24 protein-coding genes are annotated in these 22,820 nt (G+C 71.3%); 15 read left to right on the forward strand and 9 right to left on the reverse strand.

The window, feature by feature from the left end; genetic code table 11:
* Positions 1 to 268: 268 nt before the first annotated feature.
* Positions 269 to 1,474: a DUF3631 domain-containing protein gene (locus tag ACIBJF_RS09655; RefSeq protein WP_399173141.1), complete on the reverse strand. Its 1,206-nt coding sequence runs from the start codon at positions 1,472 to 1,474 to the stop codon at positions 269 to 271.
* 543 nt (positions 1,475 to 2,017) lie between these two features.
* A complete protein-coding gene (locus ACIBJF_RS09660; RefSeq protein ID WP_399173142.1) occupies positions 2,018 to 2,212 on the reverse strand; it encodes a helix-turn-helix transcriptional regulator in 195 nt (64 codons plus the stop codon).
* 119 nt (positions 2,213 to 2,331) lie between these two features.
* Between ACIBJF_RS09660 and ACIBJF_RS09665 the strand changes: the two genes are divergently transcribed.
* Positions 2,332 to 2,835: a helix-turn-helix domain-containing protein gene (locus ACIBJF_RS09665; protein WP_399173143.1), complete on the forward strand. Its 504-nt coding sequence runs from the start codon at positions 2,332 to 2,334 to the stop codon at positions 2,833 to 2,835.
* 21 nt (positions 2,836 to 2,856) lie between these two features.
* On the forward strand, positions 2,857 to 4,011 hold the full coding sequence (locus ACIBJF_RS09670) for a tyrosine-type recombinase/integrase (protein ID WP_399173144.1): 1,155 nt from the start codon (positions 2,857 to 2,859) through the stop codon (positions 4,009 to 4,011).
* 7 nt (positions 4,012 to 4,018) lie between these two features.
* Here ACIBJF_RS09670 and sodN read toward each other — a convergent pair whose 3' ends face one another.
* A complete protein-coding gene (gene sodN, locus ACIBJF_RS09675) occupies positions 4,019 to 4,414 on the reverse strand; it encodes a superoxide dismutase, Ni (protein ID WP_351613554.1) in 396 nt (131 codons plus the stop codon).
* A gap of 145 nt (positions 4,415 to 4,559) precedes the next feature.
* On the opposite strand from sodN, the gene sodX reads away from it, so the two are divergent.
* Positions 4,560 to 4,994 carry a nickel-type superoxide dismutase maturation protease gene (sodX, locus tag ACIBJF_RS09680; RefSeq protein ID WP_399173240.1) on the forward strand — a complete coding sequence of 145 codons (435 nt, stop codon included), beginning with the start codon at positions 4,560 to 4,562 and terminating at the stop codon, positions 4,992 to 4,994.
* Here sodX and ACIBJF_RS09685 read toward each other — a convergent pair.
* Complete coding sequence (locus ACIBJF_RS09685; RefSeq protein WP_399173145.1) at positions 4,898 to 5,527, reverse strand: CGNR zinc finger domain-containing protein; 630 nt, start codon at positions 5,525 to 5,527, stop codon at positions 4,898 to 4,900. The genes sodX and ACIBJF_RS09685 overlap by 97 nt on opposite strands.
* 95 nt (positions 5,528 to 5,622) lie before the next feature.
* Between ACIBJF_RS09685 and ACIBJF_RS09690 the strand changes: the two genes are divergently transcribed.
* The 3 genes from ACIBJF_RS09690 to ACIBJF_RS09700 all read left to right on the forward strand — a co-directional run bounded on the left by ACIBJF_RS09690 (position 5,623) and on the right by ACIBJF_RS09700 (position 7,778).
* Positions 5,623 to 6,381, forward strand: a complete 759-nt coding sequence (locus ACIBJF_RS09690) for a class I SAM-dependent methyltransferase (RefSeq protein WP_399173146.1) — start codon at positions 5,623 to 5,625, stop codon at positions 6,379 to 6,381.
* A gap of 159 nt (positions 6,382 to 6,540) precedes the next feature.
* On the forward strand, positions 6,541 to 7,029 hold the full coding sequence (locus ACIBJF_RS09695) for a SigE family RNA polymerase sigma factor (RefSeq protein WP_356312861.1): 489 nt from the start codon (positions 6,541 to 6,543) through the stop codon (positions 7,027 to 7,029).
* Positions 7,026 to 7,778: a hypothetical protein gene (locus ACIBJF_RS09700; RefSeq protein WP_399173147.1), complete on the forward strand. Its 753-nt coding sequence runs from the start codon at positions 7,026 to 7,028 to the stop codon at positions 7,776 to 7,778. Before ACIBJF_RS09695 ends, ACIBJF_RS09700 begins: the two co-directional genes overlap by 4 nt.
* Positions 7,779 to 7,868: 90 nt before the next feature.
* Here ACIBJF_RS09700 and ACIBJF_RS09705 read toward each other — a convergent pair whose 3' ends face one another.
* The 3 genes from ACIBJF_RS09705 to ACIBJF_RS09715 are packed head-to-tail and all read right to left on the reverse strand — an operon-like array spanning position 7,869 to position 10,629.
* The gene (locus tag ACIBJF_RS09705; RefSeq protein ID WP_399173241.1) at positions 7,869 to 8,621 is read right to left on the reverse strand and encodes an amino acid ABC transporter ATP-binding protein; all 753 of its coding nucleotides are present in this window, start codon (positions 8,619 to 8,621) and stop codon (positions 7,869 to 7,871) included.
* 50 nt (positions 8,622 to 8,671) lie between these two features.
* On the reverse strand, positions 8,672 to 9,628 hold the full coding sequence (locus tag ACIBJF_RS09710) for an amino acid ABC transporter permease (RefSeq protein WP_399173149.1): 957 nt from the start codon (positions 9,626 to 9,628) through the stop codon (positions 8,672 to 8,674).
* 41 nt (positions 9,629 to 9,669) lie between these two features.
* Positions 9,670 to 10,629 carry an ABC transporter substrate-binding protein gene (locus ACIBJF_RS09715; protein WP_399173150.1) on the reverse strand — a complete coding sequence of 320 codons (960 nt, stop codon included), beginning with the start codon at positions 10,627 to 10,629 and terminating at the stop codon, positions 9,670 to 9,672.
* A gap of 555 nt (positions 10,630 to 11,184) precedes the next feature.
* On the opposite strand from ACIBJF_RS09715, the gene ACIBJF_RS09720 reads away from it, so the two are divergent.
* From ACIBJF_RS09720 to ACIBJF_RS09735, 4 genes are all read left to right on the forward strand, one after another.
* Positions 11,185 to 12,405: an NADP-dependent malic enzyme gene (locus ACIBJF_RS09720; RefSeq protein ID WP_399173151.1), complete on the forward strand. Its 1,221-nt coding sequence runs from the start codon at positions 11,185 to 11,187 to the stop codon at positions 12,403 to 12,405.
* Positions 12,406 to 12,600: 195 nt separating this feature from the next.
* Positions 12,601 to 13,566: a zinc-binding dehydrogenase gene (locus ACIBJF_RS09725; protein ID WP_356312853.1), complete on the forward strand. Its 966-nt coding sequence runs from the start codon at positions 12,601 to 12,603 to the stop codon at positions 13,564 to 13,566.
* Positions 13,567 to 13,681: 115 nt separating this feature from the next.
* On the forward strand, positions 13,682 to 13,891 hold the full coding sequence (locus ACIBJF_RS09730; protein WP_351799620.1) for a helix-turn-helix domain-containing protein: 210 nt from the start codon (positions 13,682 to 13,684) through the stop codon (positions 13,889 to 13,891).
* On the forward strand, positions 13,891 to 14,457 hold the full coding sequence (locus tag ACIBJF_RS09735) for a Clp protease N-terminal domain-containing protein (protein WP_399173242.1): 567 nt from the start codon (positions 13,891 to 13,893) through the stop codon (positions 14,455 to 14,457). Before ACIBJF_RS09730 ends, ACIBJF_RS09735 begins: the two co-directional genes overlap by 1 nt.
* 660 nt (positions 14,458 to 15,117) lie before the next feature.
* Here the strand turns inward: ACIBJF_RS09735 and ACIBJF_RS09740 are convergent.
* Both ACIBJF_RS09740 and ACIBJF_RS09745 read right to left on the reverse strand, forming a co-directional pair.
* The gene (locus ACIBJF_RS09740; RefSeq protein WP_399173152.1) at positions 15,118 to 16,161 is read right to left on the reverse strand and encodes a helix-turn-helix transcriptional regulator; all 1,044 of its coding nucleotides are present in this window, start codon (positions 16,159 to 16,161) and stop codon (positions 15,118 to 15,120) included.
* Position 16,162: 1 nt separating this feature from the next.
* A complete protein-coding gene (locus ACIBJF_RS09745; protein WP_399173153.1) occupies positions 16,163 to 17,164 on the reverse strand; it encodes a DUF4097 family beta strand repeat-containing protein in 1,002 nt (333 codons plus the stop codon).
* A 156-nt stretch (positions 17,165 to 17,320) separates the two neighbouring features.
* Here ACIBJF_RS09745 and ACIBJF_RS09750 point away from each other — a divergent pair, with 156 nt between their 5' ends.
* From ACIBJF_RS09750 to ACIBJF_RS09770, 5 genes are all read left to right on the forward strand, one after another.
* Positions 17,321 to 18,190 carry a hypothetical protein gene (locus tag ACIBJF_RS09750; protein WP_399173155.1) on the forward strand — a complete coding sequence of 290 codons (870 nt, stop codon included), beginning with the start codon at positions 17,321 to 17,323 and terminating at the stop codon, positions 18,188 to 18,190.
* Positions 18,191 to 18,708: 518 nt separating this feature from the next.
* Complete coding sequence (locus tag ACIBJF_RS09755; protein ID WP_023586593.1) at positions 18,709 to 18,888, forward strand: DUF6104 family protein; 180 nt, start codon at positions 18,709 to 18,711, stop codon at positions 18,886 to 18,888.
* 117 nt (positions 18,889 to 19,005) lie between these two features.
* Positions 19,006 to 19,413, forward strand: coding sequence for a CU044_2847 family protein (locus ACIBJF_RS09760; protein WP_399173156.1), 408 nt, complete (start codon positions 19,006 to 19,008; stop codon positions 19,411 to 19,413).
* Positions 19,414 to 19,427: 14 nt separating this feature from the next.
* Positions 19,428 to 21,608, forward strand: coding sequence for a trypsin-like peptidase domain-containing protein (locus ACIBJF_RS09765; RefSeq protein WP_399173243.1), 2,181 nt, complete (start codon positions 19,428 to 19,430; stop codon positions 21,606 to 21,608).
* 193 nt (positions 21,609 to 21,801) lie between these two features.
* Positions 21,802 to 22,818: an AAA family ATPase gene (locus tag ACIBJF_RS09770; protein WP_399173157.1), complete on the forward strand. Its 1,017-nt coding sequence runs from the start codon at positions 21,802 to 21,804 to the stop codon at positions 22,816 to 22,818.
* The last annotated feature ends 2 nt before the right edge of the window (positions 22,819 to 22,820 follow it).

Here is a 22,820-nt window from a genome sequence, read left to right on the forward strand (position 1 = left end):
TCGCTCCAGCTTGCTGCTGTTCGTCGGGCAAGGCCGAACAGCCCCCTGCGGCGGCTGCTGTGGGCGTGGTTGTCGTGCATGACGGTGCTCCGAGGGCGTGTGGGCGGGGCGGCGTCGCAGTCCGTCGCGTCCGTCGCATGCCTGGTCAGCACAGGTACGGACACGGGCGCAGGTACGGAGAGATCCGTATCGGCGAGGAAATCCGTCCCCGCGCTGACCTGCGCGGGGACGGATGCGACGGAGTGCGCCGGGCCCAGGGGAAGGTGGGTTAGCGGGCGTGCTTGGGTCCTCCGGCGCCGCCTGGAGGGCTGACGGGCAGGGTTCCCGTCGCCCTGGCGGGCGGCAGGCCCCTGGCTGGAGGTGCGGGTGCGCCCTTCTGCGTGGGCGCGGAGACCGGTTGGGCGGTGTCGGGGCAGTAGCGGGCCCAGGCATCGAGGAACCGGTTGCGCATGTATGCCTTGGCCTGCCTGCCCTCCTCGAAGCGGTAGTTGGCCGGGCTGATGTTGAAGTCCCGCAGCAGGTTGGCCAGGTGGTAGGCGTTCAGGCCCTTGGTGCCATACTCCGCCCAAGGCGCTTCGGCATCCACGGTGAGTTCTTGGACCAGGTCATGGGTGCGCAGGGCCTCGGGGTTGTCCCGCTCAGCGAAGACGCGGCGGATGTCCCGCAACAGCCGTGTCTTCAGGCTGCTCTGCTCGTCCTGGACGACCTCGTTGCGGGTCATCGCCACGCAGGCTGCCCGAGCACTCGCGGGCCAGTGACCACCGGCCATGTCGGCGACGATGACCAGGGGCTCCCAGGTGTCCGCGGCTCGGTCCTCGACCGGCATCGTCGGCACCAAGCGGGCAGCTGTTGCATGCAGTGGGGTCAGCCATGCAGCCAGCTTGTCCCGCAGCGCGTTCAGTTCCGGTACGGCGTAGCGCGAGCGGAACGGGGTGACCTTTTCGCCGGGCTTGCGCTTTTGCATGCGGAGCACGACCGCCCGGTCCATGATCGTGTCGGGCAGGTCGCCGATCGCGGCCAGTGCTGCCATCGCGAAGGTCGGATACGGGGTCGGCTTGTGCTCCGGACCGGAGATGCGCCAGGCGGGCCGGTTGCGTTGGTGTCCGGCGTTCAGCAGGCCGCGCAACTCCTCGTTCTCGCCGGCCTTGGGGCCGAATATGGTGTCGGCCTCGTCCACCAGGATCGTGCGCGGGACCTTGCCGACGACCCGGAAGAGCACCGCTGTGGACATGTTCACCGTCATGATCGGCTTGTGGACGGTTTCGTGGAGCACGTCCAGGACGCGGGACTTGCCGCACCCCTTGGTCGGCCCGACCACCGCCAGGCGGGGAGCGTGCTGCAGCGCGGGCTGGATGTGGGTGGCCGCCACCCACAGCGTGACCGCGTTCAACGCCTCCTCGCTTGGCAGCACCACGTACTTGGCGATCGCCGCCTGCAACTCGTCCAGCAGCGCGGCACCGTCAGCAGCTGACACGGTGTCGGAGCCTTCGTGGTCTCCGGCGCCCGACCTGCCATCGGGGACCGGGGCGTCATGCTGCACGGTCCCCTCCACGGGACCGTCGGTCCCCAGCGACCGGCGGGGACCACGATCACGGTCCCCATTGCGGTCCCCTGGTGCAACTTCCGTGTCTTGGGGACCGGTCCCCGTTGTCACGCCGCTGACCTGCACGGTTCCGCCGGATGCGGATGTCGGGACTGCGGCTTGAGGGGACGGAGGCTCGGGCGCATCGCGGGGACGGTCTCCAGACGTCGTGTCAGTGGGGAGCCGGTCCCCGCGGTGCGAGGGGATGCCCTGGCCGGGGACCGCGACGGGAGGCCAGGCGGTGGTCAGGGATGTGTTCGTGGTGTTGGGGGACGTAGAGTCCTCCATAGACGTTCCTCTCCGGTGGGGGTAGGGCGGGCAAGGCCCCACCCCTCACCAACTCGTTCGTTCAGGGATGGGCGATCAGTTGGGGAATCTCCGGCTCTCGGTGTTGGCGCGCCGAGGGCCGTTGTCGTGCTCGGGGCTTCCGGCGGCTCAGGAAGCCAGGCCCCACTCGTCTTGGCCGTCGGCCAGCGTGCGCTCGTACCGGAGCAGCTCGGCCTCGGGGTACAGCACCCGCTTGCCGATCTTGATGCCGCGCGGGCCTTTCCCGATCTGGCGCCAGTAACGGACGGTGCTCTCGGCCGTTCGGTAGCGCTCGGCGACCTCGGCGGTGGTCAGGTATCGCATGCGTTCCAATTCGACTAGGTGGCAATTCGGTCTGCATAGGTGTACCTGACGATCGCCGGTTAACCAAATCGGAGAGAGTATGTTTCAATTTGGATAGCAACGGTCACGGCGGAGGTGTGATGGCAGGCGACAAGCACGACAGTGGCGAAGTGCCACTGCTCTACAGCGAGGGCAACATCGCCGCGAGGGTGGCCCTGGAGCGCGAGGTCAGAGGGTGGAGCACGATCGAGCTGGCGGACCGGGTGTCCAAGGCCGGCGTCAAGATGAACCAGACCGCGGTCTGGCGCATCGAGAACGGCACCCCACGCCGCCGCATCAACGTCGATGAGGCGCTCGCGTTCGCCCGTGTCTTCGAGCTGCCCCTCGAAGAGCTGATGTCCCCGCCACTGGAAGGGCTGGACCTCAGCAGCAGGCGGCTCGTCCAGGAAGCCGTCGAGGCGTACTACGAGACCCGCGACGCCGAAGACCGCCTGCACCACGCCATCGTCGGCATCGCCGAGCACATCCAGGCCCACCCCGACAGCTCACGGGCCATCCACGAACAGTGCCTTCGCCTCATGGGCGAGGAGCGCGACGCCCGCACCCTCACCGAGTACATCGAGGGCGGCGGCTACTACCGATAACCAACCCGAAGGAGAAGCCACTTGGCCAACATTCAGAAGCGCCCAAACGGCAAGTGGCGGGCTCGCTACCGCGACCTCGACGGCAAGGAGCACGCCCGCCACTTCGATCGCAAGCTCGACGCCCAACGCTGGCTCGATGAGGTCACGACCAGCATCGTGACCGGCCAGTACGTCGACCCGCGGGCCGGACGGATCTCGTTCGAGAAGTACGCGAAGAAGTGGGAGGAGTCGCTCATCGCCAGCGAGGCGGCCGAGCGCATCACCGACAACGCGCTATGGCTCCACCTCGTCCCGGCACTCGGCTCCCGCGCCATGGCGGCGATACGCCGCAACGACATTCAGGTGCTGTTCAAGAGCCTGTCCGAACTGCTCGGCCCCGGCAGCGTGCGCAACGTCTACGACGTCCTCGTACGCGTCATGACCGCGGCCGTCGAGGACAAGGTCATTCCGGCCAGTCCGTGCCGCCGGATCACCCTCCCGCCCATGCCGGACGAGGAGGTCACCCCGCCCACGGTCGCCCAGGTCGAGGCCATGGCGCGTGTGATGCCGCCGTACATCCGTGCGGCCATCGTCACGCTCGCCGGATCAGGCTTGCGCATAGGCGAGCTGCTCGGCCTCAAGGTGTCGGACGTCGACTTCAAGGCCGGCACCATCCGGGTCGAACGGCAGCGGCTCCAGTCCGGGAAGATCGGCCCGCCGAAGACCGGGAAGTCTCGGCGAACGGTTCCGGCATGCGAGGTCATCACCGACGCGCTCCTCGCGCACCTTGCCGCACGCCCCTCCAAGGAGTGGCTCTTCACGATGGAGGAGGGCAAGCCTCTCAACTACCGCCGTTGGAAGACTGAGTGGAACTGCGCCCGCAGGACCCTCCAAGCGACGGAGAACGAGGCAGCCGAACGCGAGGGCCGCAGGCCCGTAGAGCTGCCCCACATGGTGACGCACGACCTGCGCCACTTCTTCGCCTCCGCCCTCATCGCCGGCGGAGCGAGCGTCAAGCAGGTCCAGCTGGTCCTCGGCCACGCGTCCGCCGTCATCACGCTGCGGATCTACGCCCACCTGTGGCCGGGTGAAGAAGACCGCACCCGGTCCGTGATGGACGCCGTTCTCGGCGGCCTGCGGACCGGGTGCGGACAGGGAGACACTGCAACCAAGGAAATCGCAGGTCAGAGGGCATGATCGAAGATCAAGCCTTCTTGGTCTCCCAGAAGATCTTGTCGATCTGGGCGATGTAGTCCAGCGCCTTCTGGCCCGTCGCCGGGTCGGTGGACGCCTTGGCGGCCGAGAGGGCCTTCAGGGTGTCGTTGACCAGCTGGTGCAGCTCCGGGTACTTCTCGAAGTGCGGGGCCTTGAAGTAGTCGCTCCAGAGCACGGAGACGTGGTGCTTCGCGAGCTCCGCGCGCTGCTCCTTGATGACGGTGGCACGCGCCTGGTAGTGGGGGTCGTCGTTGCCGGCCATCTTGTCCTGGATGGCCTTCACCGACTCCGCCTCGATGCGGGCCTGGGCCGGGTCGTACACGCCGCAGGGCAGGTCGCAGTGGGCGCTGACCTTGACCTTGGGGGCAAACAGGCGGGAAAGCATGGAGCATTCCTTCCTCGTGATCGTCTTCTCAGGTGCGACATTACTCCCTGAGCAAGGCGATTTCTCGGGTGCCCCCTAGGGCTTAGGACAAAAGTCCAGGGTCAGACTGAGACTGGTGGAGGAACGGACCGGGGAGGTGCCGGGGATGCCGGAGCTGTCGCAGGAGACCGAGCGGGGGAGGGCCGTGGCGCCCTTCGGAGTGGCGGAAGTGACCGGGCCGTCCATGGTGCCCACCCTCCTGCACGGGGACCGGCTGCTGGTGCAGTACGGCGCGCCGGTCCGGACGGGGGACGTCGTCGTTCTCCGGCATCCGTTCCAGCAGGACCTGCTCGTCGTCAAGCGTGCCGTGGAGCGGCGCGACGGCGGCTGGTGGGTGCTCGGGGACAACCCGTACGCGGGCGGGGACAGCACGGACTACGGCGTCGTACCCGATGAGCTCGTCCTCGGGCGCGCCCGCTTCCGGTACCGGCCGTTCCCCTCCGGTCAGCGTTCGCCGCTGACGCTGGTGCGCTGGGCGCTCTCCGCGGCGAGGCCGCTGCTGCCCGACCGGTCGGCCTCCAGGCGCTTGCGGGCCCGGTAGGCGGCCACGTTCGCACGGGTCGCGCAGCGGTCGGAGCAGTAGCGCCGGGAGCGGTTGGTGGAGGTGTCCAGGTAGGCGTTGCGGCAGGGGGTCGCTTCGCACAGGCCCAGGCGGTCCACGCCGTACTCGGTGAGGTGGAAGGCCAGACCCATCGCGGCGATCGCCGCGTAGCCCGCGGTCGCGTTCGACGGGTGGTCGGCTAGGTGCATGTGCCACAGCGGACGGCCGTCCTCGTCGCGGTAGTCGTGGCCGGAGATCTGCGGCGACACCGGGAACTCCAGCAGCAGCGAGTTCAGCAGGTCCACGGCCAGCGTCTCGTCGCCCTTGTCGGCCGCCTCGAAGACCGCGCGCAGCCGCGCCCGCACCGAGCGGAAGCGCGTGACATCGGCGTCGGTGGCGCGGCGGGCCGCCGACGAGTTGGCGCCGAAGAGGTCGCGGACGGCCTCGACCGAGGTCAGCGAGTCCTTGCCCCGGGCCGGTTCCTCGCTGTTGACGAGACGGACGGCGTAATCCGAGTAATAGGCCAGTTCCACTTGTAGTCCTTACGAGGGCGCTTTATGGTCGTGTCTGCGGTCGGGTAACAGCCGGTCGTGCATCCAGGGTATTACGCAGAAGGGGGACGGGCTTCATGACTACGAGCACGGGCACCGACTGGGCCGCGTGGCAGGAGAGCTGGGACCGGCAGCAGGAGTGGTACATGCCGGACCGCGAGGAGCGCTTCCGGATCATGCTCGACATGGTCGAGGCGCTGGTCGGCACCGCCCCGCGGGTCCTCGACCTGGCCTGCGGCACCGGCAGCATCACCGCCCGGCTGCTCCACCGGTTCCCGGCGGCCACCAGCACCGGCGTCGACCTCGACCCGGCCCTGCTCGCCATCGCGCGCGGCACCTTCGAGGGCGACGACCGGGTCACCTTCGTCGCGGCCGATCTCAAGGACCCGCACTGGCCGGCGAAGCTGCCGTACGACTCCTACGACGCCGTCCTGACCGCGACGGCCCTGCACTGGCTGCACAGCGAACCCCTCGCGGCCCTCTACGGTCAGGTCGCGGAGCTGGTCCGCGACGGCGGTGTCTTCATGAACGCGGACCACATGATCGACGACAGCACGCCCCGGATCAACGCCGCCGAGCGCGCCCGGCGCCACACCCGTATGGATCAGGCCAAACGGGACGGTGCCCTGGACTGGGCCGAATGGTGGCGGCTCGCGGCCGAGGACCCGGTCCTCGCCGAACCCACCGCCCGCCGCTTCGAGATCTACGGCGAGCACGCGGACGGCGACACGCCCTCGGCCGCCTGGCACGCCCGCACTCTGCTGGCGCAGGGCTTCGGCGAGGCACGGCCGGTGTGGTGCTCGCCGTCGGACACGCTGCTGCTCGCCCTCAAGTAGCGGCCGGCACGCCGCGGAGGCGGAGCGGGACAGCGGGAAAGCGGGAAACGGAGGCGGTACGGACATTCGTACCGCCTCCGCTGCGTCCCCGGGGGACTCCCACCGCACTGGTACGGGTGAGACGGTCCGTATCCGGTGGACCGGCGGAAAGGGGGAGGGATGACGCGGGGCGCGGAAGCGACTCTGCACGCCTTCGTCGAGGGCAGACGCACGGCGCTGTTCCACAGCGCCTATCTGCTGTGCGGCAACCGCGACGAGGCCGAGGACCTCGTCCAGACGACGCTCGTGAGGGTCGTGCTCGGCGCGCGCCGGCACGGGCGTCTGGAGAACCTCGACGCGTATGCGCGCAAGACGCTGGTCAACACCTTCATCTCGGCCCGCCGCCGGTTCTGGCGGCGCGAACAGGCCTACGGCGAACTGCCCGACCTGCCGGGCCGGCCGGTGGACAACGACACCGGTCTGATGGTCCGGGCCGCTCTCGCGGGACTCGCGCCCAAACAGCGGGCGGTGCTCGTGCTGCGCTACTGGGAGGACCTCAGCGTGGCCGCCACCGCCGAGCTGCTCGGGATGCGGGAGAGCACGGTCAAGAGCCACACGGCGAGGGGACTGGCGGCGCTGAAGGCCGCGGTGCGGGAGGAATACGTATGAGCGAGAACGAAGTCGTGCGGGAACTGCTGTGGAAGGCGGCCGCCACCGTACCCGTACCGGAGAGCCGGGGGAGTGAGGCCGTGTTCGCACGGGCCTCCCGGCTGCGCCGGCGGCGGCGCGCGGCGGTGACCGGCGCCCTGGCGGCGGTGGTCGCGGGGGGCGTCGCCCTCGGCTCCGGCGTGCTGCCCGGCGGGGACGGGCGGAGCGTGGCCGCCTCGCCCACCGCCGGGGAGTTCGGCGGCGGTGCGGCGGGGTTCGCCAAGCTGCTGCCCCGGGACGTCGGCAAGGTCCGGGAGGTCTCGCTGCTGCGGCTCATCAAGGGGGTGCCGAAGGCGCCGCTGCCCAAGGACGTGGGGCCGTACGACGGCGACTACGCCATCGCCCGCGAAGACGGGGTCGGGTACGTCACCGTGGGCGTGATGACGGCGAAGGGGGTGCAGGCCAAGCGGGCCGACCGGGACCCCTGCACGATCGGCAACGTGACACCGCCGGTGCTGAAGTGCACCAACGAGAAGGTGCCCGGCGGCCTGCTGTCCATCTGGCTCACCCCCGCCCAGAAGCTCACCCAGCCGTCGTACTACGGCGCCGAACTTAAGGCGCGGCTGCTGCGGAAGGACGGCAGCGTGCTCTTCGTCCGTGACTGGACGGGCTTTCTGGGCCAGGGCTCGCAGGGCCCGGTGCTCAAGACGTTCCCGCTGACCCGGGCGCAGCTGCGTGAACTGGCGCTGAGGCCGCAGCTGCTGCCGTAGTGGCGCTGCCGTCGTGGCGGGGAACACGAAGAGGGCACACGAAAAGGGGCGGTACGAGGATCCCGTACCGCCCCTTTGCCGTGCGCGCCGCTACAGCACCTTGGACAGGAACGCCTGCGTCCGCTCGTGCTGAGGGTTCGTCAGGACGTCGCGAGGATGGCCCGATTCGACCACCACACCCTCGTCCATGAACACCAGGCTGTCGCCCACCTCGCGGGCGAAGCCCATCTCGTGGGTGACGACGACCATGGTCATACCGGACTCGGCGAGGTCCCGCATGACGTCCAGGACGTCACCGACCAGCTCCGGGTCCAGGGCCGAGGTCGGCTCGTCGAACAGCATCAGCTTCGGGTCCATGGCGAGGGCCCGGGCGATCGCCACCCGCTGCTGCTGGCCGCCGGAGAGCTGCGAGGGGTAGTGCCCGGCCCGGTCGGCCAGGCCCACGCGCTCCAGCAGCTGCATGGCCCGCTCCCGGGCCTCAGCCTTGCTCACGCCCTTGACCTGCACCGGCGCCTCGATGACGTTCTCCAGCGCCGTCATGTGCGGGAACAGGTTGAAGCGCTGGAAGACCATGCCGATGTCCCGGCGCTTGCGCGCGACCTCGCTGTCCTTGAGCTCGTACAGCTTGTCGCCCTTCTGGCGGTAGCCGACCAGCTCGCCGTCGACGTACAGCCGGCCGGCGTTGATCTTCTCCAGGTGGTTGATGCAGCGCAGGAACGTCGACTTGCCGGAGCCGGAGGGGCCGATCAGGCAGAACACCTCGCCCGGCTTCACCTCCAGGTCGATGCCCTTGAGCACCTCGACATGGCCGAAGGACTTGTGCACGCCCTGCGCCCTGACCATCGGGACCGTGCTCTTGGGCGGCGTGTCCTGGGTCTTGCTGAGCTTGTCGGTCATGCCGTGACCTTCCTGCTAGAGAAGGTCGTCAGATGTCCCTTGACCTTCTGCCACGGGGTCGGCGGGAGGCTGCGGCTGGAACCACGGGCGTAGTAGCGCTCGATGTAGTACTGGCCGACGCTCAGCACCGAGGTCATGATCAGGTACCAGGCCGCGGCGAGGAAGTACATCTCCACCGGGGCGCCGGAGTTCTGGCCGATGTCCTGGGCGTAGCGGAACAGCTCGGGGAACTGCACGGCCGCCACGAGCGAGGTCGTCTTCAGCATGTTGATGACCTCGTTGCCCGTCGGCGGCACGATGACGCGCATCGCCTGCGGGATGATCACCCGGCGCAGGGTCTTGCCGTGGCTCATGCCCAGCGCGTGGGCCGCCTCGGTCTGGCCCTCGTCCACCGCGAGCAGACCCGCCCGGCAGATCTCGGCCATGTACGCCGCCTCGTTCAGGCCCAGGCCGAGCAGCGCCGTCAGCAGCGGCGTCATGAAGTTCGACCACTCGTCCTTGTAGAGCGGCATCAGGTTGATGTAGTGGAAGACCAGGCCCAGGTTGAACCACAGGAACAGCTGGACCAGGACCGGCGTGCCGCGGAAGAACCAGATGTAGAACCAGGCGATGGACGAGGTCACCGGGTTCTTCGACAGCCGCATCACCGCGAGGACGATGCCGCCGACGATGCCGATCAGCATCGACAGGACCGTCAGCATGAGGGTCTTGTAGACACCGGTCATGATCCGGTGGTCGAAGAAGTAGTCCGGCACCGCCTGCCAGTTGATGTCGCCCTGGCCGAAGGCGTAGACGATCGCCACGAGGAGCGCGATGGCGACGAGGGCGGAGACGTACCGCCCGTAGTGCCGGACCGGGATGGCCCGGATGGCCTCCGGGCCGGCCGGGGGGACGGGGGTGTCCCCGGCGCTCTCCCCCGGGCCCTGTCCGGCCGTCTTCTCGATGTCAGTCACGGGTGTTGCCTCTCAGTGGCCGCTTCTGTTGCTTGCGCGGGTCACTTGCCGCCGTTGATCACGGACTCCGTGACGGCGCCGTCCTGGGCGCCCCACTTCTTGAGGATCTTCGCGTACTCGCCGTTCTTGATGATCGCGTTCATCGCGGCCTGCAGCGCGTCGCGCAGCTGGGTGTCCTTCTTGGCCACGGCGATGCCGTACGGGGCCGCCTCGACCTGCTGGCCGACGATCTGGAAGTCCTTGCCGCCGCCGGAGGTCTTCACCGCGTACGCGGCGACCGGGAAGTCGGAGGAGGCCGCGTCCACACCGCCCGAGCGGAGCCGGGTCTGGGACTGCTGGTCGTCGTCGAAGGGCTCGATGGTGAGCTTCTTGCCGCCCGGACACTTCTTGGCCTCCTGCTTGGCCAGGTCCTCCGAGACGGTGCCGCGCTCCACGGCGATCTTCTTGCCGCACAGGTCCGACCAGCCGTTGATGCCCTGGGTGTCGCCCTTGCGGGTGTAGATGGAGACACCGGCGGTCAGGTAGTCGACGAAGTCGACGCCCTCGCCGACCTTCTTGCCCGAGTCCGGGTCGACGCCCTCCTGGCGGTTCTTGTTGTCGGTCATGGCCGACATGGCTATGTCGTAGCGGCCCGAGCGCAGACCGGTGAGCAGGGCGTCGAACGTGCCGTTCTGGAACTCCAGCGTCACGCCGAGCTGCTTGCCCATGGCCGCCGCGAGGTCCGGGTCCAGGCCGACGGCCTTGCCGGAGGAGTCCTTGAACTCCACCGGGGCGTACGCGATGTCCGAACCGACCTCGATCTTGCCCTTGTCCCGGATCTCCTGGGGGAGCTTGCCGGCCAGCGGAGCACTGGCCGTGGACGCGCTGCCGGAGCCCTTGTCGTTGTCCTTGGTCTGGTCACCGCAGCCGGTGAGCAGCAGGGTGCCCGCGACCGCGATCGCACCGGCCGCTGCCAGACGGGAGCGTGCGGCGGGCGTACGACGGGTGGAGCTTGCGGTCATCGTGGTTCCTCCGGCGGATGGGAAGAGGTGCGATGGGTCAGCGAGAACACACACCTTCGGGTGTCGCGACCTCGCGGGTTTACCGCATCTTGCCATTCGGACCAGCGCATTCAGGGGCGCGGCTATGTCAAAATCGGATAACGGGTCACCCCCGAACCGCATCAGGTCGGTACATCCTTGGTCGTTCACCATCGAACCATCTGCGGGAAGCCGGCCCTCCGGCCGGAGAATCTTCGTCGTGTCTCACGATGTGGTCGCCGCGCGCGCCGCTCTACCGGCGGCCTCACCTGCTCGGCGCGGTTGTCAGCCACGTGTCATTTCGCCGTGGCTTTCCGGTTCCGAGATGTGACCTTGCACCTAATGCACTCGTCCTGGGCACCGTCCGTCCGGTAAGAAGGTTCTTTACACCCCTCATCCGGGGCTCAGGGCGCGTGTGCGGCGCGCCCGTCGCGTATGGCCCGTACGTATCAGCAATCGGGCGGTACGCGGTGCCCGCCCACCCCTCACCAGGAGTGGTCGACCCTCAAACCATGCATACCTAAGGGGTACAACGAAGTGGCAGCGGAGATCGTCAATCCTCGCAGCGACAAAACGGACCAGGACGGCGGGGCGGAGCCCCTCGATTCCTTCGATCCGGCGTTCGCGCTGCACCGCGGCGGCAAGATGGCCGTGCAGGCCACCGTGCCGGTCCGCGACAAGGACGACCTTTCCCTCGCGTACACGCCCGGCGTCGCTCGCGTGTGCACCGCGATCGCGGAACAGCCGGAGCTGGTCAACGACTACACATGGAAGTCCTCCGTGGTCGCCGTCGTGACGGACGGTACGGCCGTGCTCGGACTCGGGGACATCGGTCCCGAGGCCTCCCTCCCCGTGATGGAGGGCAAGGCGATCCTGTTCAAGCAGTTCGGCGGCGTCGACGCGGTTCCGATCGCGCTCGACTGCACCGACGTGGACGACATCGTCGAGACCGTCGTCCGGCTCGCCCCGTCCTTCGGCGGAGTGAACCTGGAGGACATCTCGGCACCCCGGTGCTTCGAGATCGAGCGCCGGCTCCAGGAGCGCCTGGACATCCCGGTCTTCCACGACGACCAGCACGGTACGGCCGTCGTGACGCTCGCGGCACTGCGGAACGCGGCGCGGCTCAGCGGGCGGGAGATCGGGCAGCTGCGGGCCGTCATCTCGGGCGCCGGCGCGGCCGGTGTCGCCATCGCCAAGATGCTGGTCGAGGCCGGCATCGGGGACGTGGCGGTGGCGGACCGCAAGGGCGTCGTGTCGGCCGACCGGGAGGACCTGACCCCGGTCAAGCGGGAGCTCGCGGGCTTCACCAACAAGGCCGGCGTCACCGGCTCGCTGGAGGACGCCCTCGCGGGCGCGGACGTCTTCATCGGCGTCTCCGGCGGTACGGTCCCAGAGGAGGCCGTGGCCTCCATGGCCAAGGGCGCCTTCGTGTTCGCGATGGCCAACCCGAACCCCGAGGTGCACCCGGAGGTCGCCCACAAGTACGCGGCCGTGGTCGCGACCGGGCGGTCCGACTTCCCGAACCAGATCAACAACGTGCTGGCGTTCCCGGGCATCTTCGCGGGCGCGCTGCAGGTGCGGGCCTCTCGGATCACCGAGGGCATGAAGATCGCTGCGGCGGAGGCGCTGGCCGCGGTGGTGGGGGACGACCTTGCCGCCGACTATGTGATTCCGTCGCCGTTCGATGAGCGGGTCGCTCCTGCGGTCACGGCCGCGGTGGCTGCGGCTGCTCGGGCCGAGGGCGTTGCTCGCCGCTGAGGTCGCGCTCGATGGCCCCGTCCGTTTGGGCGGGGCCATTTTTTTTTGCCCTTTCGCCCGCCTGAATCGGGTGTCGGAGAGGTGCCCCGGTGGCGTGGTGTCGGCCTGCGCTGGATGGGTGGCCCTGTGCAAGAGGGTATGTGTCACAGGTCCCCGCGGTTCCGTCGGCTGATCGGCGCACCTATCGTCGGCTGCATGTTCGCTGTCTACGCCGCCCGAATCGACCGCGACCAGCCGCTCAACGGCCTGGAGTTGGGGGAGCGTCCGGCTCCCGAGGCCCGGCCCGGCTGGAGCACCATCTCGGTGCGCGCCGCCTCCCTCAACCACCACGACCTCTGGTCCCTGCGGGGCGTCGGCCTCCCGGAGGACCGGCTCCCGATGATCCTCGGCTGCGACGCCGCCGGCGTCGACGAGGACGGCAACGAGGTCGTCCTGCACTCCGTCATCGGCCAGACCGGCCACGGCGTCGGCCCGAACGAGCCGCGCTCCATCCTCACCGAGCGCTACCAGGGCACCTTCGCCGAGCAGGTCGCCGTGCCGACCTGGAACGTGCTGCCCAAGCCCAAGGAGCTCTCCTTCGCCGAGGCGGCCTGTCTGCCGACGGCCTGGCTGACCGCCTACCGGATGCTGTTCACCAACGCCGGGGTACGGCCCGGCGACTCGGTCCTCGTGCAGGGCGCGGGCGGCGGTGTCGCCACGGCCGCGATCGTGCTCGGCAAGGCGGCGGGGCTGCGCGTCTTCGCGACCAGCCGGGACGAGGCCAAGCGGAAGCGGGCGCTGGAGCTCGGGGCCGTCGAGGCGGTGGAGCCGGGAGCCCGGTTGCCGCAGCGGGTGGACGCCGTCATCGAGACCGTCGGCGCCGCCACCTGGTCGCACTCGGTGAAGTCGCTGCGGCCCGGCGGCACGATCGTCATCTCCGGTGCCACCAGCGGGGACCGGCCCTCGCACGCCGAGCTGACCCGGATCTTCTTCCTGGAGCTGAAGGTCGTCGGCTCCACCATGGGCACCAAGGAGGAGCTGGAGGACCTGCTCTCCTTCTGCGCCGCGACCGGGGTGCGGCCCGTCATCGACGAGGAACTGCCGCTGGACCGCGCCCGCGAGGGCTTCGAACGGCTCGCATCGGGCGGGCAGTTCGGGAAGATCGTGCTCACCAACTCCTGAGGTCCTTCGTCAGAGCCGTCGTCGGGCGGGTCCGGGTGTCCGGGCCCGCCCTTTCGCGCGCCACGTCTGTCAACATTGGTTGACAGAAGGGATGATGTCAACGTAGGTTGACATCATGACCGAGGCAACCGATCTCGCCGAGCGCGCCGGTGACCGTGATCCGCGGGTCGGACTGCGGGCCGTGGCCGCGCTGCGCCGCCTGCTGGAGCAGCTGGAGGCGGTACAGGTGCGCAGTGCGCGCAACAAGGGCTGGTCGTGGCAGGAGATCGCCGCGGAGCTCGGAGTCAGCAGGCAGGCCGTGCACAAGAAGTACGGGAGGCAATGATGTTCGAACGCTTCACCAAGGACGCCCGTGAGGTCGTGAAGGGAGCGTTCGTCCACTGCGAACGCTCCGGCGAACAGACCGTCGGCGCCGAGCACCTGCTGCTCGCCCTTCTCGACCGCGAGGGCAGCCGTGCCTCCTTCGCGCTGGCCGCGCTGGGGCTCGGGGACCGCAAGGCGTCCGTACGGGAGGCGCTGGACGAGGCGCGGCGGCGGGCCGGGCTGTCGCGGGCCGACTCGGACGCGCTCGCGGGGCTGGGGATCGATGTGTCGGAGATCGTCGCCCGGGTCGAGGAGGTGCACGGCGTCGGGGCCATGTCCGGCGACCCGGAGGACCGGCGCCGGTGGTCGGGACGGCGGCCGGGTTTCGGGCGCGGCGCCAGGAACGTCCTGGAACGGTCGCTGCGGGTCGCCGTCGGCCACCGCGACCGGCACATCGGCGACGAGCACCTGCTGCTCGCGCTGACCCTCCTGCCCGGGGTGGTCGGCGAGGTCCTGGCGGACCACGGCGTGACCCACGCGTCGATCACCCGCGTGCTGTACGGCGCGCAGCAGGCACAGGCCAGCTGAGGCGCGGCTGGGCCTGGGGCATCTCGGTCGAGGTGCCGGGGGTGCGGTTCCGGGCGGCTGGCTGCCCGCTTGGGTGGTTGGCAGCGGGGGTGCGTGGGCCGGCTGGAGGATGGCTCGGTTGGGGTGCGTCTCGCGGGGTTGTACACGGGGCGGTTGGCGCCCCGCCTGCGTGGTCGGCAGCGGCGAGGGCGCAGGCCGGCTGAGCGCAAGTCGGTGGTGGCACCGGCGGTTGGCGCCCCCCTCCGTGGTCGGCAGTGGCGGAGGAGGCGCAGGTCGGCCTGGGCAGTTCGGTGAGGCACCGGTCGGCTGGCGCTCTGCCTCCGTGGTCGGCAGTGGCGGAGCAGGCGCAGGTCGGCCCGGGCAGTTCGGTTGAGGCACCGGTCGGCTGGCGCTCTGCCTGCGAGGCCGGTAGGGGTGGGAGATGCGCAGGGCTGAGGGGTAGCGCGGGTGGGGCGTCGGTCGGCCGCCGTCCCGGCTCCGTGGTCGGCAGCCGCCTTGCTCGCCCTCGACCGGCAGTCGTCCTACCCTCCCCGGGTTCGGCAGCCGGCCTGGTCTCCCTGGCCAGCTGCCAGCCGGATCCCCTGGACGGCAGCTCGCCCTGCTCCTTCCCGGGACGGGAAGCCCCCCGTGCTCCCCACGGCCGGCTGTCAGCCTCCCCGCTCAGGCCTTCGGTGTTCGCAGGAGCGCGGCGATGTGGGCCGCTGCCGTGGACAGATGGCGGCGGGCCTCACCGAGTTGGGTGGGGGTGACTCCGTGGTCGCGGGCCGCGTCGCGGATGTCGTCGCGGAAGCGGTCCAGGAGGCGGTCCAGGTCGCGGGCCGGGTCACCGGTGGGGCCCTCGTGGGCCCAGGCGGGTTCGTACTCGGCCGGGAACTCCTCGCCGGGAGAGACGTAATGCGCGTCCGACGGTGCGGCGGTGGGCTTCGCGGCCGGTTCCCCGGGGGTGCGGGGGGAGCCCCAGTACTTGCCGAAGTCGCCCAGTTCCCGGGCCAGTTCGGACAGGCCCTCGCGGACACCCGTCGGCCAGTCGCCCTGGGCGAAGTGGTCCTGGACGCGGTCCTGGACCTGGCGGGCGATGCGCTGCATCTCCTCCTGCGCCTGCGCCCGCGCCCGTGTCTGCGCCTCCTGGGCCTGGCGGCGGGCCCGCTGGGCCTCCTCGCGGGCCCGGCGGCTCTCGTCCTTGGCGCGGCGGGCCTGCTCCTTCCACTCCTGCTTGACCCGGCGCATCTCCTCCTTGGCGGCCTTCCAGGCCTCCTTGTCGCCGAGGTCGCCGTACTCCCCGAAGGGGCCCGCGGCGCCGCCCGCCTTCGCGCCCCGGCGGGCCTCGGACGCGGCGGCACGCATCTCGCGGCGCAGATCGCCGGCCGCGCCGCGCACGTCGGCCTGTATCTCGGCGGCCAGTTCGGCGACCGACTCGCGGATCTCCAGCTCCAGGTCGGCCAACTCGCCGCTGCGGTCCGCCAGTTCGGCGCGGCCCGCGTCCGTGATGGCGTACACCTTGCGGCCGCCCTCGGTGGTGTGCCTGACCAGGCCCTCGGCCTCCAGCTTGGCCAGCCGGGGGTAGACCGTGCCCGCCGAAGGGGCGTACAGCCCCTGGAAGCGCTCTTCGAGGAGCCTGATCACCTCGTAGCCGTGGCGCGGGGCCTCGTCGAGCAGCTTGAGCAGATACAGGCGGAGGCGCCCGTGGGCGAAGACGGGGGGCATGTCAGAGCACCTTCTTGTCGGTCGTGCCGTCGGCCGGGGCGTCGGTGCCGCCGGAGGCGTCGGCGCCCTGGCCGCAGACGGAATTGTCCCCCGGAGCGGTCGGGGCGTCGGCGGCGGGGGCGGCGTCCCGTGGTGACCCGGAGGGGCCGGCCGGCGCTGCGGGCCGGGCTTCCCACGGGGTGTCCGCCTCGTCCTCCTCGCGCGGCGGGCGGCGCAGCAGGGCGATCGAGCCGGAGACCGTGGTGGCGCGCAGCCTGCCCGTGCCCGCGCCGAGGCGGCCGGTGATCTTGTGGGCGCCCCACTGGCCGTGCACTCGGAGTCCTTCGAAGGCGTTGGAGACCGTGCCGCTCGCGGTGTTCGCCTCCACCTCGGCATCCGCCGGGTGCGGCAGGCGGATGGCGATCTCGCCGGAGACGCTGGTGAGGCTGACCTCCGTCGGGCCGTCCGGGTCGAGGTCGACGATCATGGAGCCGCTGACGGAGTCGGCGCGGACGGAGCGGCCGGAGCCCGCGACCACCGTCAGGTCTCCCGAGACCGAGTTGAACCGCAGGTCGCCGGTGACGGCCTGGGCCTCCAGGTTGCCCGACACGGTGTCCGCGCGGACCGGGCCCGAGACGCCGACCAGGGTCGTGTCGCCGGTCACCCCCTTGACCACCGCCGGGCCGCGGATCCCGGAGACGACCGCGCCGGCGCCGACCACGCCCACCTCCACACGGGTGTCGGCGGGGACCGCCAGGGAGACGACCGCGCTGCGCCGCCAGCCCTTGCGGTCGAGCCACTTGAGGAAGCCCTTCCAGGGCAGGTCCTCGTACGCCACCGTGAGGGTGTCGCCCTGTTGGGTGACCACGAGGGGTGGGCCTTCGATCTCCGAGATCTCCAGGCGGGCGGAACCTTCGTCGGTGCCCACCACGTTCACCGTTCCGTTGACGATGCGGACCTGGAGGTCGCTCACGCGGGAGTCGAAGGTCAGCTTCTGGGGCTCGTTGACGGACCACTCGGGCATGGGAGACCTCCTAGGGCCAAGCACGGGACGACACGCCATATCGCGTCCTCTGAGAAACACGATATATCGTGGCCGTCGGAAGTCAAGGCACCCTTTCGCGTGAGTGTGTATGCGTCATATCGGGCGTGATGTGGGCGAACTGCCTAGCGTGTTGGCATGCCGACGGACGCGTTCCAGGGCGGATACCGGGCCGCCTCCGCCCCCGGGGCCCTGCTGCTGTGCCGGGCCGAGCCGGAGTCCGTCGCGCTTCTCGCCCCGCTGCTACGCGAGCGGATGGCGATCACACACGCGGGTGAGCGGTGGACCGTACTGGTGCCGGAGGGGAGTCCGTGGCGGGGAGGCGGTACGGGGGGTGAACCGGTCGACCGGGTGCTCACCGGCTGGGCCGCCGCGCTCGCCGTCGGGTCCTCCTGGCCCGTGCTCGCCCTGTGGTGGGACGCCGACCGTGTCGGTTACACCCTCGCGTCCGGCTTCCGCCGCCCCGTCGCCTACGTCTGGCTGGCCAACGGCACGCCGGCGGGCGAGGCCGAGGCGATGCACACCTTCGCGGCTCGGCTGGGACTGGATCCCGTGCTGGACGTGCAGGCCCTGGACGGGCTGACGGCGCTGGACTCCGACGCGGACGGGCAGGCACGGATGCGGGGCCTGATCGCGGTCCTCACGCGCGCGGGTGTCGCGTTGCCGGAGGGGCTCGTGCCGGGGGAGAGCGCCGAACGGCTGCTGGAGGCCGCGGCGGGGGTGCCGGGCGGGGTGCGGTGGGTCGAGGGGGCCGGGTGGCGGGAGGCGGTGCGGGCGGAGTCCGGGCCGGCCGAGACGGGCGGGGGTGGCGGAGGGCTTGGCGTGTGGGTGCCGGGGTCGGGGGATCCGCGGGCTCGGTGGCTCGGGATGGCGCAGGTGGGGGTGGGGGTGCCGGTCACCGTATGGGGGATCTGGCGGCGGAGTGCGGGGTGGGTGGCGGCGGGGGTGCTGCTGCTGGCGCACGGGGCGCTGGGGATGGCGTACGAAGGCGTGCGCGGGCGCGGGTGACCACGTGCGCCGGGGTGCGCTGCGGGTGCGCTGCCGCTGAGCCGGCTTCCGTGGTGCCCTGAGCTGAGGCTGGGCGGGGTTTGCGAGGCACCCGGTGCCGCCGCCAGCCAACGGGGCGCTTCACCCGCCCGCGCCGCCGGGGTACCGCTGCGCCCACCCGTGCCGGCCCCAGCGGCACGCTCGCCGGCAGCTCCGCAGGGGCGGCGGTAAGGAGCACCCCGAAGGGCGCGGGGGGGCTGTGGCGACCGGCCACGGGCGGCCCGCAGCCACTCGGCGGGTGGGCACCGCCCCAGTGGCACGGCTGCCCGCAGCTGAGCGGGTGCGACTCTGCCCGCAGCTGCGGCGCCGGGGAGGCCCCGAAGGGGCGTGGGGAACCGGGCGACCGGCCCACCACCGGCCCGCACCCGGCGGCGACGGCCCGGCCCCCGCGCGAACCCCGCGCCGCCCACCCCGAAACGTTGCATACGCTGTCTCTGTAGCCACCACCGGCATGGATGTTCACGCAGGAGACGCACCCCATGTACTTCACCGACCGCGGTATCGAGGAGTTGGAGAAGCGGCGCGGCGAGGAAGAGGTCACCTTTGAGTGGCTCGCCGAGCAGTTGCGCACGTTCGTCGATCTCAACCCCGACTTCGAGGTGCCCGTAGAGCGGCTGGCCACCTGGCTCGCCCGGCTCGACGACGAGGACGAAGAGTAGCCCCGTGCAGCCCGTGGCGCGGGAGCAGGGGCGATCACCAGCCGTATCGTTCGTTGCCTCTCCCCCTCCCCTTTCCCGGGAGTTAGCCTTCTTCTCCCATCGGCGAACGGGGGCGTCATGGCTGGCGGAGTCGAGCGGATACGGCTGGACGACGGGACCGTCGTCTGGGCCAGGATCGGGGACGGGGACGAGGGGGGCTACGGCGGGGAGTACCGGGACACCTCATTCGGGGACCGCGTCATCGACATGGCCGGCGGACTCGCCGGCACGGTCGGCGGAGTCGTGCGCTCCCTGCGCGCCGGTCTGGACACACCGGCCCCCGTCGAGGTCTCCGTCAGCTTCGGCATCGAACTGACGGCGCAGGCGGGCAAGATCGTGAGCGCTATCGCGGAGGGCGGCGGCAAGTCGTCCCTGACCGTGTCCCTGACCTGGACCGAACCGGCCACCGCGGCCGACGGCGCGGATCCCGCACAGCCCGGCGGCACGGTCGTACCGCCGCGGTCCCCGGCCTCCGGCGCCGTATGAGCGCCTTCGCCGAGATGGTGCGCCCCTCCCTCGCGCGCATCGGCGCACCGGGTGACGGGTATGCAACGGACCGTGACCCGTACTGGGGATCGGGCTTCTTCATAGCCCCGGGCTGGCTGTTGACCTGCGCCCATGTCGTGGGGAAGGGGGGAGCCGCGGTGTGCCGAGGGGAGAGCGCCATGAGCGTGACCTGGCTGGAGCGCACCCGCGCCGACGGCTGGGCGGAGCGCACCGGCACCGGCACCGCCCGGCTCCTCGCCCCCGGCCTGGAGGCCGCGCAGGCGGTGCGTGACCGCTGGTCGTTCCCCGACCTCGCGCTCGTCCGGGTCAGCGGCGCCGACGACGTGCCCTGTCTGTGGCTGGCCGACCGGGAGGCCGGCCCCCGCACCCCGGTCGGCCTCTATGGCTGGTCCGTGCAGACCGGCGAGCTGGGCATCCGGCACGGCGACGGGGAGATCGCCGGCGCCGACGCGCGTGCCCTGCTGCTCACCGGGAGCCTGCCGGTCGGCGGGCTGTCCGGCGGCCCGGTGCTCGACCTGCGGCACGGCTCGGTCATCGGCGTGATCAAGGGGCGGCGGACGGAGGACGGCGTCGCCGTTCCGGTCACCGCGCTGTCCGAACTGCTCGACCTGAGGGACGGGGGCCGCACGGTACGGGAGGTGCTGCGCGCGCACGACCTGCATCACCTGCGCCGCCTCGAAGACTCTTCCCCCTCCGCACCCTTCCCGGCCTACCCCGACTGGACCTCCTTCCAGGCCGAACTGCCCGGGCACGCGCCCTCGGTCACCGGGATCGGGGCCGAACTGCGCACCCGGCTGTACGGCCACCTCGCGCATCTGCCGCCGCCGGCCGGCGCGGGCGAGGTGGTGCACCTCGTGGAGGACGTGAAGGAGCAGGTGCGCGGCGAGCGGCTGCTGTCGCTGGTGCTGCGCAATGCGCGCACCTGGCGCGAGGGCGCCGGGCTGCTGTCCGGGCTGCGCACCCTGCAGCCGGGCGGCGGGGGCACGCTGGTCGATCTGGACGCCGTCCTGCTGTACGCGGCGAAGGTCGCCCGCAAGACGGCGTGGGAGCGCGCGGACGAGGTGGACCCGGCGCGGCTCGGCGCCTTCACCTCCTGGATCGCCGGACAGGCCGCCGGGCACCGGCACTGGGCGGTCGGCGAGGCCATCCGCGCCCTGCTGGAGGGCATCGACAACCCCCAGGGCCCGATCGGCAACCACCAGGGCCCATCAGACACCCGTGAGGGCGAGGAGCCCCTCGTATCGGAGCTCCCCCCGCCGCAGCCCCCCGCCGCCCGGACCGACGTCCTGGTCAAGGTCGGCGCGCCCATGTACGACGGCCGGTATCCGTGGAGCGTGCAGCTGATCTACGACGGTCGGGACGTCACCCCGGTCGCCGCCGACGACCGGGGCGTGCGCGCCGACGAGCTGGCGCGGGTGCTGCGCGAGCCGCTGGCCCGGGCGCTGAGCCAGGGCGATCACGGCGAGCACCTGGCCGCCATCGAGGTGTTCCTGCCGCGCAGGCTGTTCGACCTGCCGGTGGACGAGTGGCAGCTGCTGCCCGAACCGCCCGGCGAGCAGGGGACCGTGGGCGACGAGGACGCCGAGGACGAGTTCGTGGACGAGCGGGCCATGCCGCTCGGGATGCGGCGGACCGTCTTCGTCCGGGACGTGCGCCGCAACGCCCAGGCGCCCTCCCCGGAGTGGCGCCGGCGCTGGAACGGCGTGCGCAAGGGGCCGCTCACGGCCGAGACGCTGCACGGGCGGCCGGCGGCCGACGGGCATCCGCCCGGTGCGCGCCCCGGCGGCCGCTTCGCCTACTACGGCGCCCTGACCGGGATGGCCGACGAGGGCGTACCGGTGTACTGCGGGCCGGTCGGCGGCGGAGAGGGGCTGGCCGCGATGAATGACGCGCTGCGGGCCGGGCACTCGGTGGTGCTGTGGCGCCGGGACCGGCACGACCACGAGGAGTGCGGGGCCTTCCACCGGCAGGCCGCCGACCTGCTGAAGGCGGCCCGGCACGCGAGCGGGCTGCACGGTCCGGTGCGCGACCTGCGCATCCGCCTCACCGACGCGGACACCGCCCGCGGGGACGGGCTGTGCGGCAAGATCGCCGTGCTCTTCGACCCGCCGGACCGGCCGCCGTTCGGCGCCGAGGCGATGCGGCCGCCGCCGCAGGCCGCGCCCGGCGGCTGACCGGGCCGCGCGCGGAACGCGCCGCCAAACCGCGGACACGCCGTCAATCCGCTTGGTCCGCAAGGGTGTTCGTCCGGCCGGAAGTGAACGCCGGGCGCCCCGAACCTCGGCAGGCACGGCCCGCTGGCGGTAGCCTCGTAGGCCGGACGACCGGGACCCGCTGCATGATCACCAGAGCCGGGAGGAGCCCAAGGTGAACGACTGGCGGATCTACCGCGGAGTGGGTCAGCCGCACGACGGTGTACGGCGGTTGCCGGCGCCGCCGCCCTGGCGTGACTTCGCGGCGTCCCGGGAGAGCGGGCACGCGGGCGCGGAGGACCCGAGCAGCGCCCGCCGGCTCGGGGTCCGCCGCCGGCTGGTGGAGAGCTATGCTCCCCGGCCCGCCGAGGTCGACGCCGTCAACGCGGCCCTCTATCTGCGCCGACCCCTGCTGGTGACCGGCAACCCGGGCACCGGCAAGTCCACCCTGGCCTACGCGATCGCGCACGAACTGGGCCTCGGCAGAGTGCTGCGCTGGCCGATCGTCAGCCGTACGACCCTCCAGGACGGCCTGTACCGCTACGACGCGATAGGCCGCCTGCAGGACGTCCAGCTGGAGCGGGCCCGGGGCGGCGGCCAGGACGCGGCGAGCGCCTCCGGCATCGGGTCGTACATCCGGCTCGGCCCGCTCGGCACCGCGCTGCTGCCCGCCGGCGAGCCGCGCGTGCTGCTCATCGACGAACTCGACAAGAGCGACCTCGACCTGCCCAACGACCTGCTGAACACCCTGGAGGAGGGGGAGTTCGCGATCCCGGAGCTGGAGCGGCTGGCCGACCGCGAACCCGTCGTCTCGGTGCTCGACCACGACGGCGACCGGGTGGCCGTGCACGGCGGACGCATCGCCTGCACCGCCTTCCCGGTGATCGTCCTGACCTCCAACGGCGAACGCGACTTCCCCGCCCCGCTGCTGCGCCGCTGCATCCAGCTGGAGCTGGAGGCGCCCGGCGAGGAGCAGCTGACCGCCATGGTCGAGGCGCATCTGGGTCCGGAGGGCGTCGCCGCGGGCGGCGAGCTGATCCGGCGGTTCCTGGAGCGCGAGCCGGGCGAGGTGCTCGCCGCGGACCAGTTGCTCAACGCCCTCTTCCTCACCCGGCACGACCCGCGCGCCCAGAGCCTCACCAGGGAGCGCATCGCCGAGATGCTCATGCAGCCGCTCGACCGTACGAGGTGATG

Source organism: Streptomyces sp. NPDC050743, from assembly GCF_044456925.1.
In the GTDB taxonomy this organism is placed as follows: domain Bacteria; phylum Actinomycetota; class Actinomycetes; order Streptomycetales; family Streptomycetaceae; genus Streptomyces.

What these genes read in the sequence shown, in the direction of transcription:
- ACIBJF_RS09660 (WP_399173142.1), bottom strand. Translation starts at nt 2,212, where the DNA reads ATGCGATACCTGACCACCGCCGAGGTCGCCGAGCGCTACCGAACGGCC.
- ACIBJF_RS09665 (WP_399173143.1), top strand. Translation starts at nt 2,332, where the DNA reads ATGGCAGGCGACAAGCACGACAGTGGCGAAGTGCCACTGCTCTACAGC.
- sodN (WP_351613554.1), bottom strand. Translation starts at nt 4,414, where the DNA reads ATGCTTTCCCGCCTGTTTGCCCCCAAGGTCAAGGTCAGCGCCCACTGC.
- sodX (WP_399173240.1), top strand. Translation starts at nt 4,560, where the DNA reads ATGCCGGAGCTGTCGCAGGAGACCGAGCGGGGGAGGGCCGTGGCGCCC.
- ACIBJF_RS09690 (WP_399173146.1), top strand. Translation starts at nt 5,623, where the DNA reads ATGACTACGAGCACGGGCACCGACTGGGCCGCGTGGCAGGAGAGCTGG.
- ACIBJF_RS09695 (WP_356312861.1), top strand. Translation starts at nt 6,541, where the DNA reads ATGACGCGGGGCGCGGAAGCGACTCTGCACGCCTTCGTCGAGGGCAGA.
- ACIBJF_RS09700 (WP_399173147.1), top strand. Translation starts at nt 7,026, where the DNA reads ATGAGCGAGAACGAAGTCGTGCGGGAACTGCTGTGGAAGGCGGCCGCC.
- ACIBJF_RS09705 (WP_399173241.1), bottom strand. Translation starts at nt 8,621, where the DNA reads ATGGTCAGGGCGCAGGGCGTGCACAAGTCCTTCGGCCATGTCGAGGTG.
- ACIBJF_RS09715 (WP_399173150.1), bottom strand. Translation starts at nt 10,629, where the DNA reads ATGACCGCAAGCTCCACCCGTCGTACGCCCGCCGCACGCTCCCGTCTG.
- ACIBJF_RS09725 (WP_356312853.1), top strand. Translation starts at nt 12,601, where the DNA reads ATGTTCGCTGTCTACGCCGCCCGAATCGACCGCGACCAGCCGCTCAAC.
- ACIBJF_RS09730 (WP_351799620.1), top strand. Translation starts at nt 13,682, where the DNA reads ATGACCGAGGCAACCGATCTCGCCGAGCGCGCCGGTGACCGTGATCCG.
- ACIBJF_RS09735 (WP_399173242.1), top strand. Translation starts at nt 13,891, where the DNA reads ATGTTCGAACGCTTCACCAAGGACGCCCGTGAGGTCGTGAAGGGAGCG.
- ACIBJF_RS09740 (WP_399173152.1), bottom strand. Translation starts at nt 16,161, where the DNA reads ATGCCCCCCGTCTTCGCCCACGGGCGCCTCCGCCTGTATCTGCTCAAG.
- ACIBJF_RS09745 (WP_399173153.1), bottom strand. Translation starts at nt 17,164, where the DNA reads ATGCCCGAGTGGTCCGTCAACGAGCCCCAGAAGCTGACCTTCGACTCC.
- ACIBJF_RS09750 (WP_399173155.1), top strand. Translation starts at nt 17,321, where the DNA reads ATGCCGACGGACGCGTTCCAGGGCGGATACCGGGCCGCCTCCGCCCCC.
- ACIBJF_RS09755 (WP_023586593.1), top strand. Translation starts at nt 18,709, where the DNA reads ATGTACTTCACCGACCGCGGTATCGAGGAGTTGGAGAAGCGGCGCGGC.
- ACIBJF_RS09760 (WP_399173156.1), top strand. Translation starts at nt 19,006, where the DNA reads ATGGCTGGCGGAGTCGAGCGGATACGGCTGGACGACGGGACCGTCGTC.
- ACIBJF_RS09765 (WP_399173243.1), top strand. Translation starts at nt 19,428, where the DNA reads ATGGTGCGCCCCTCCCTCGCGCGCATCGGCGCACCGGGTGACGGGTAT.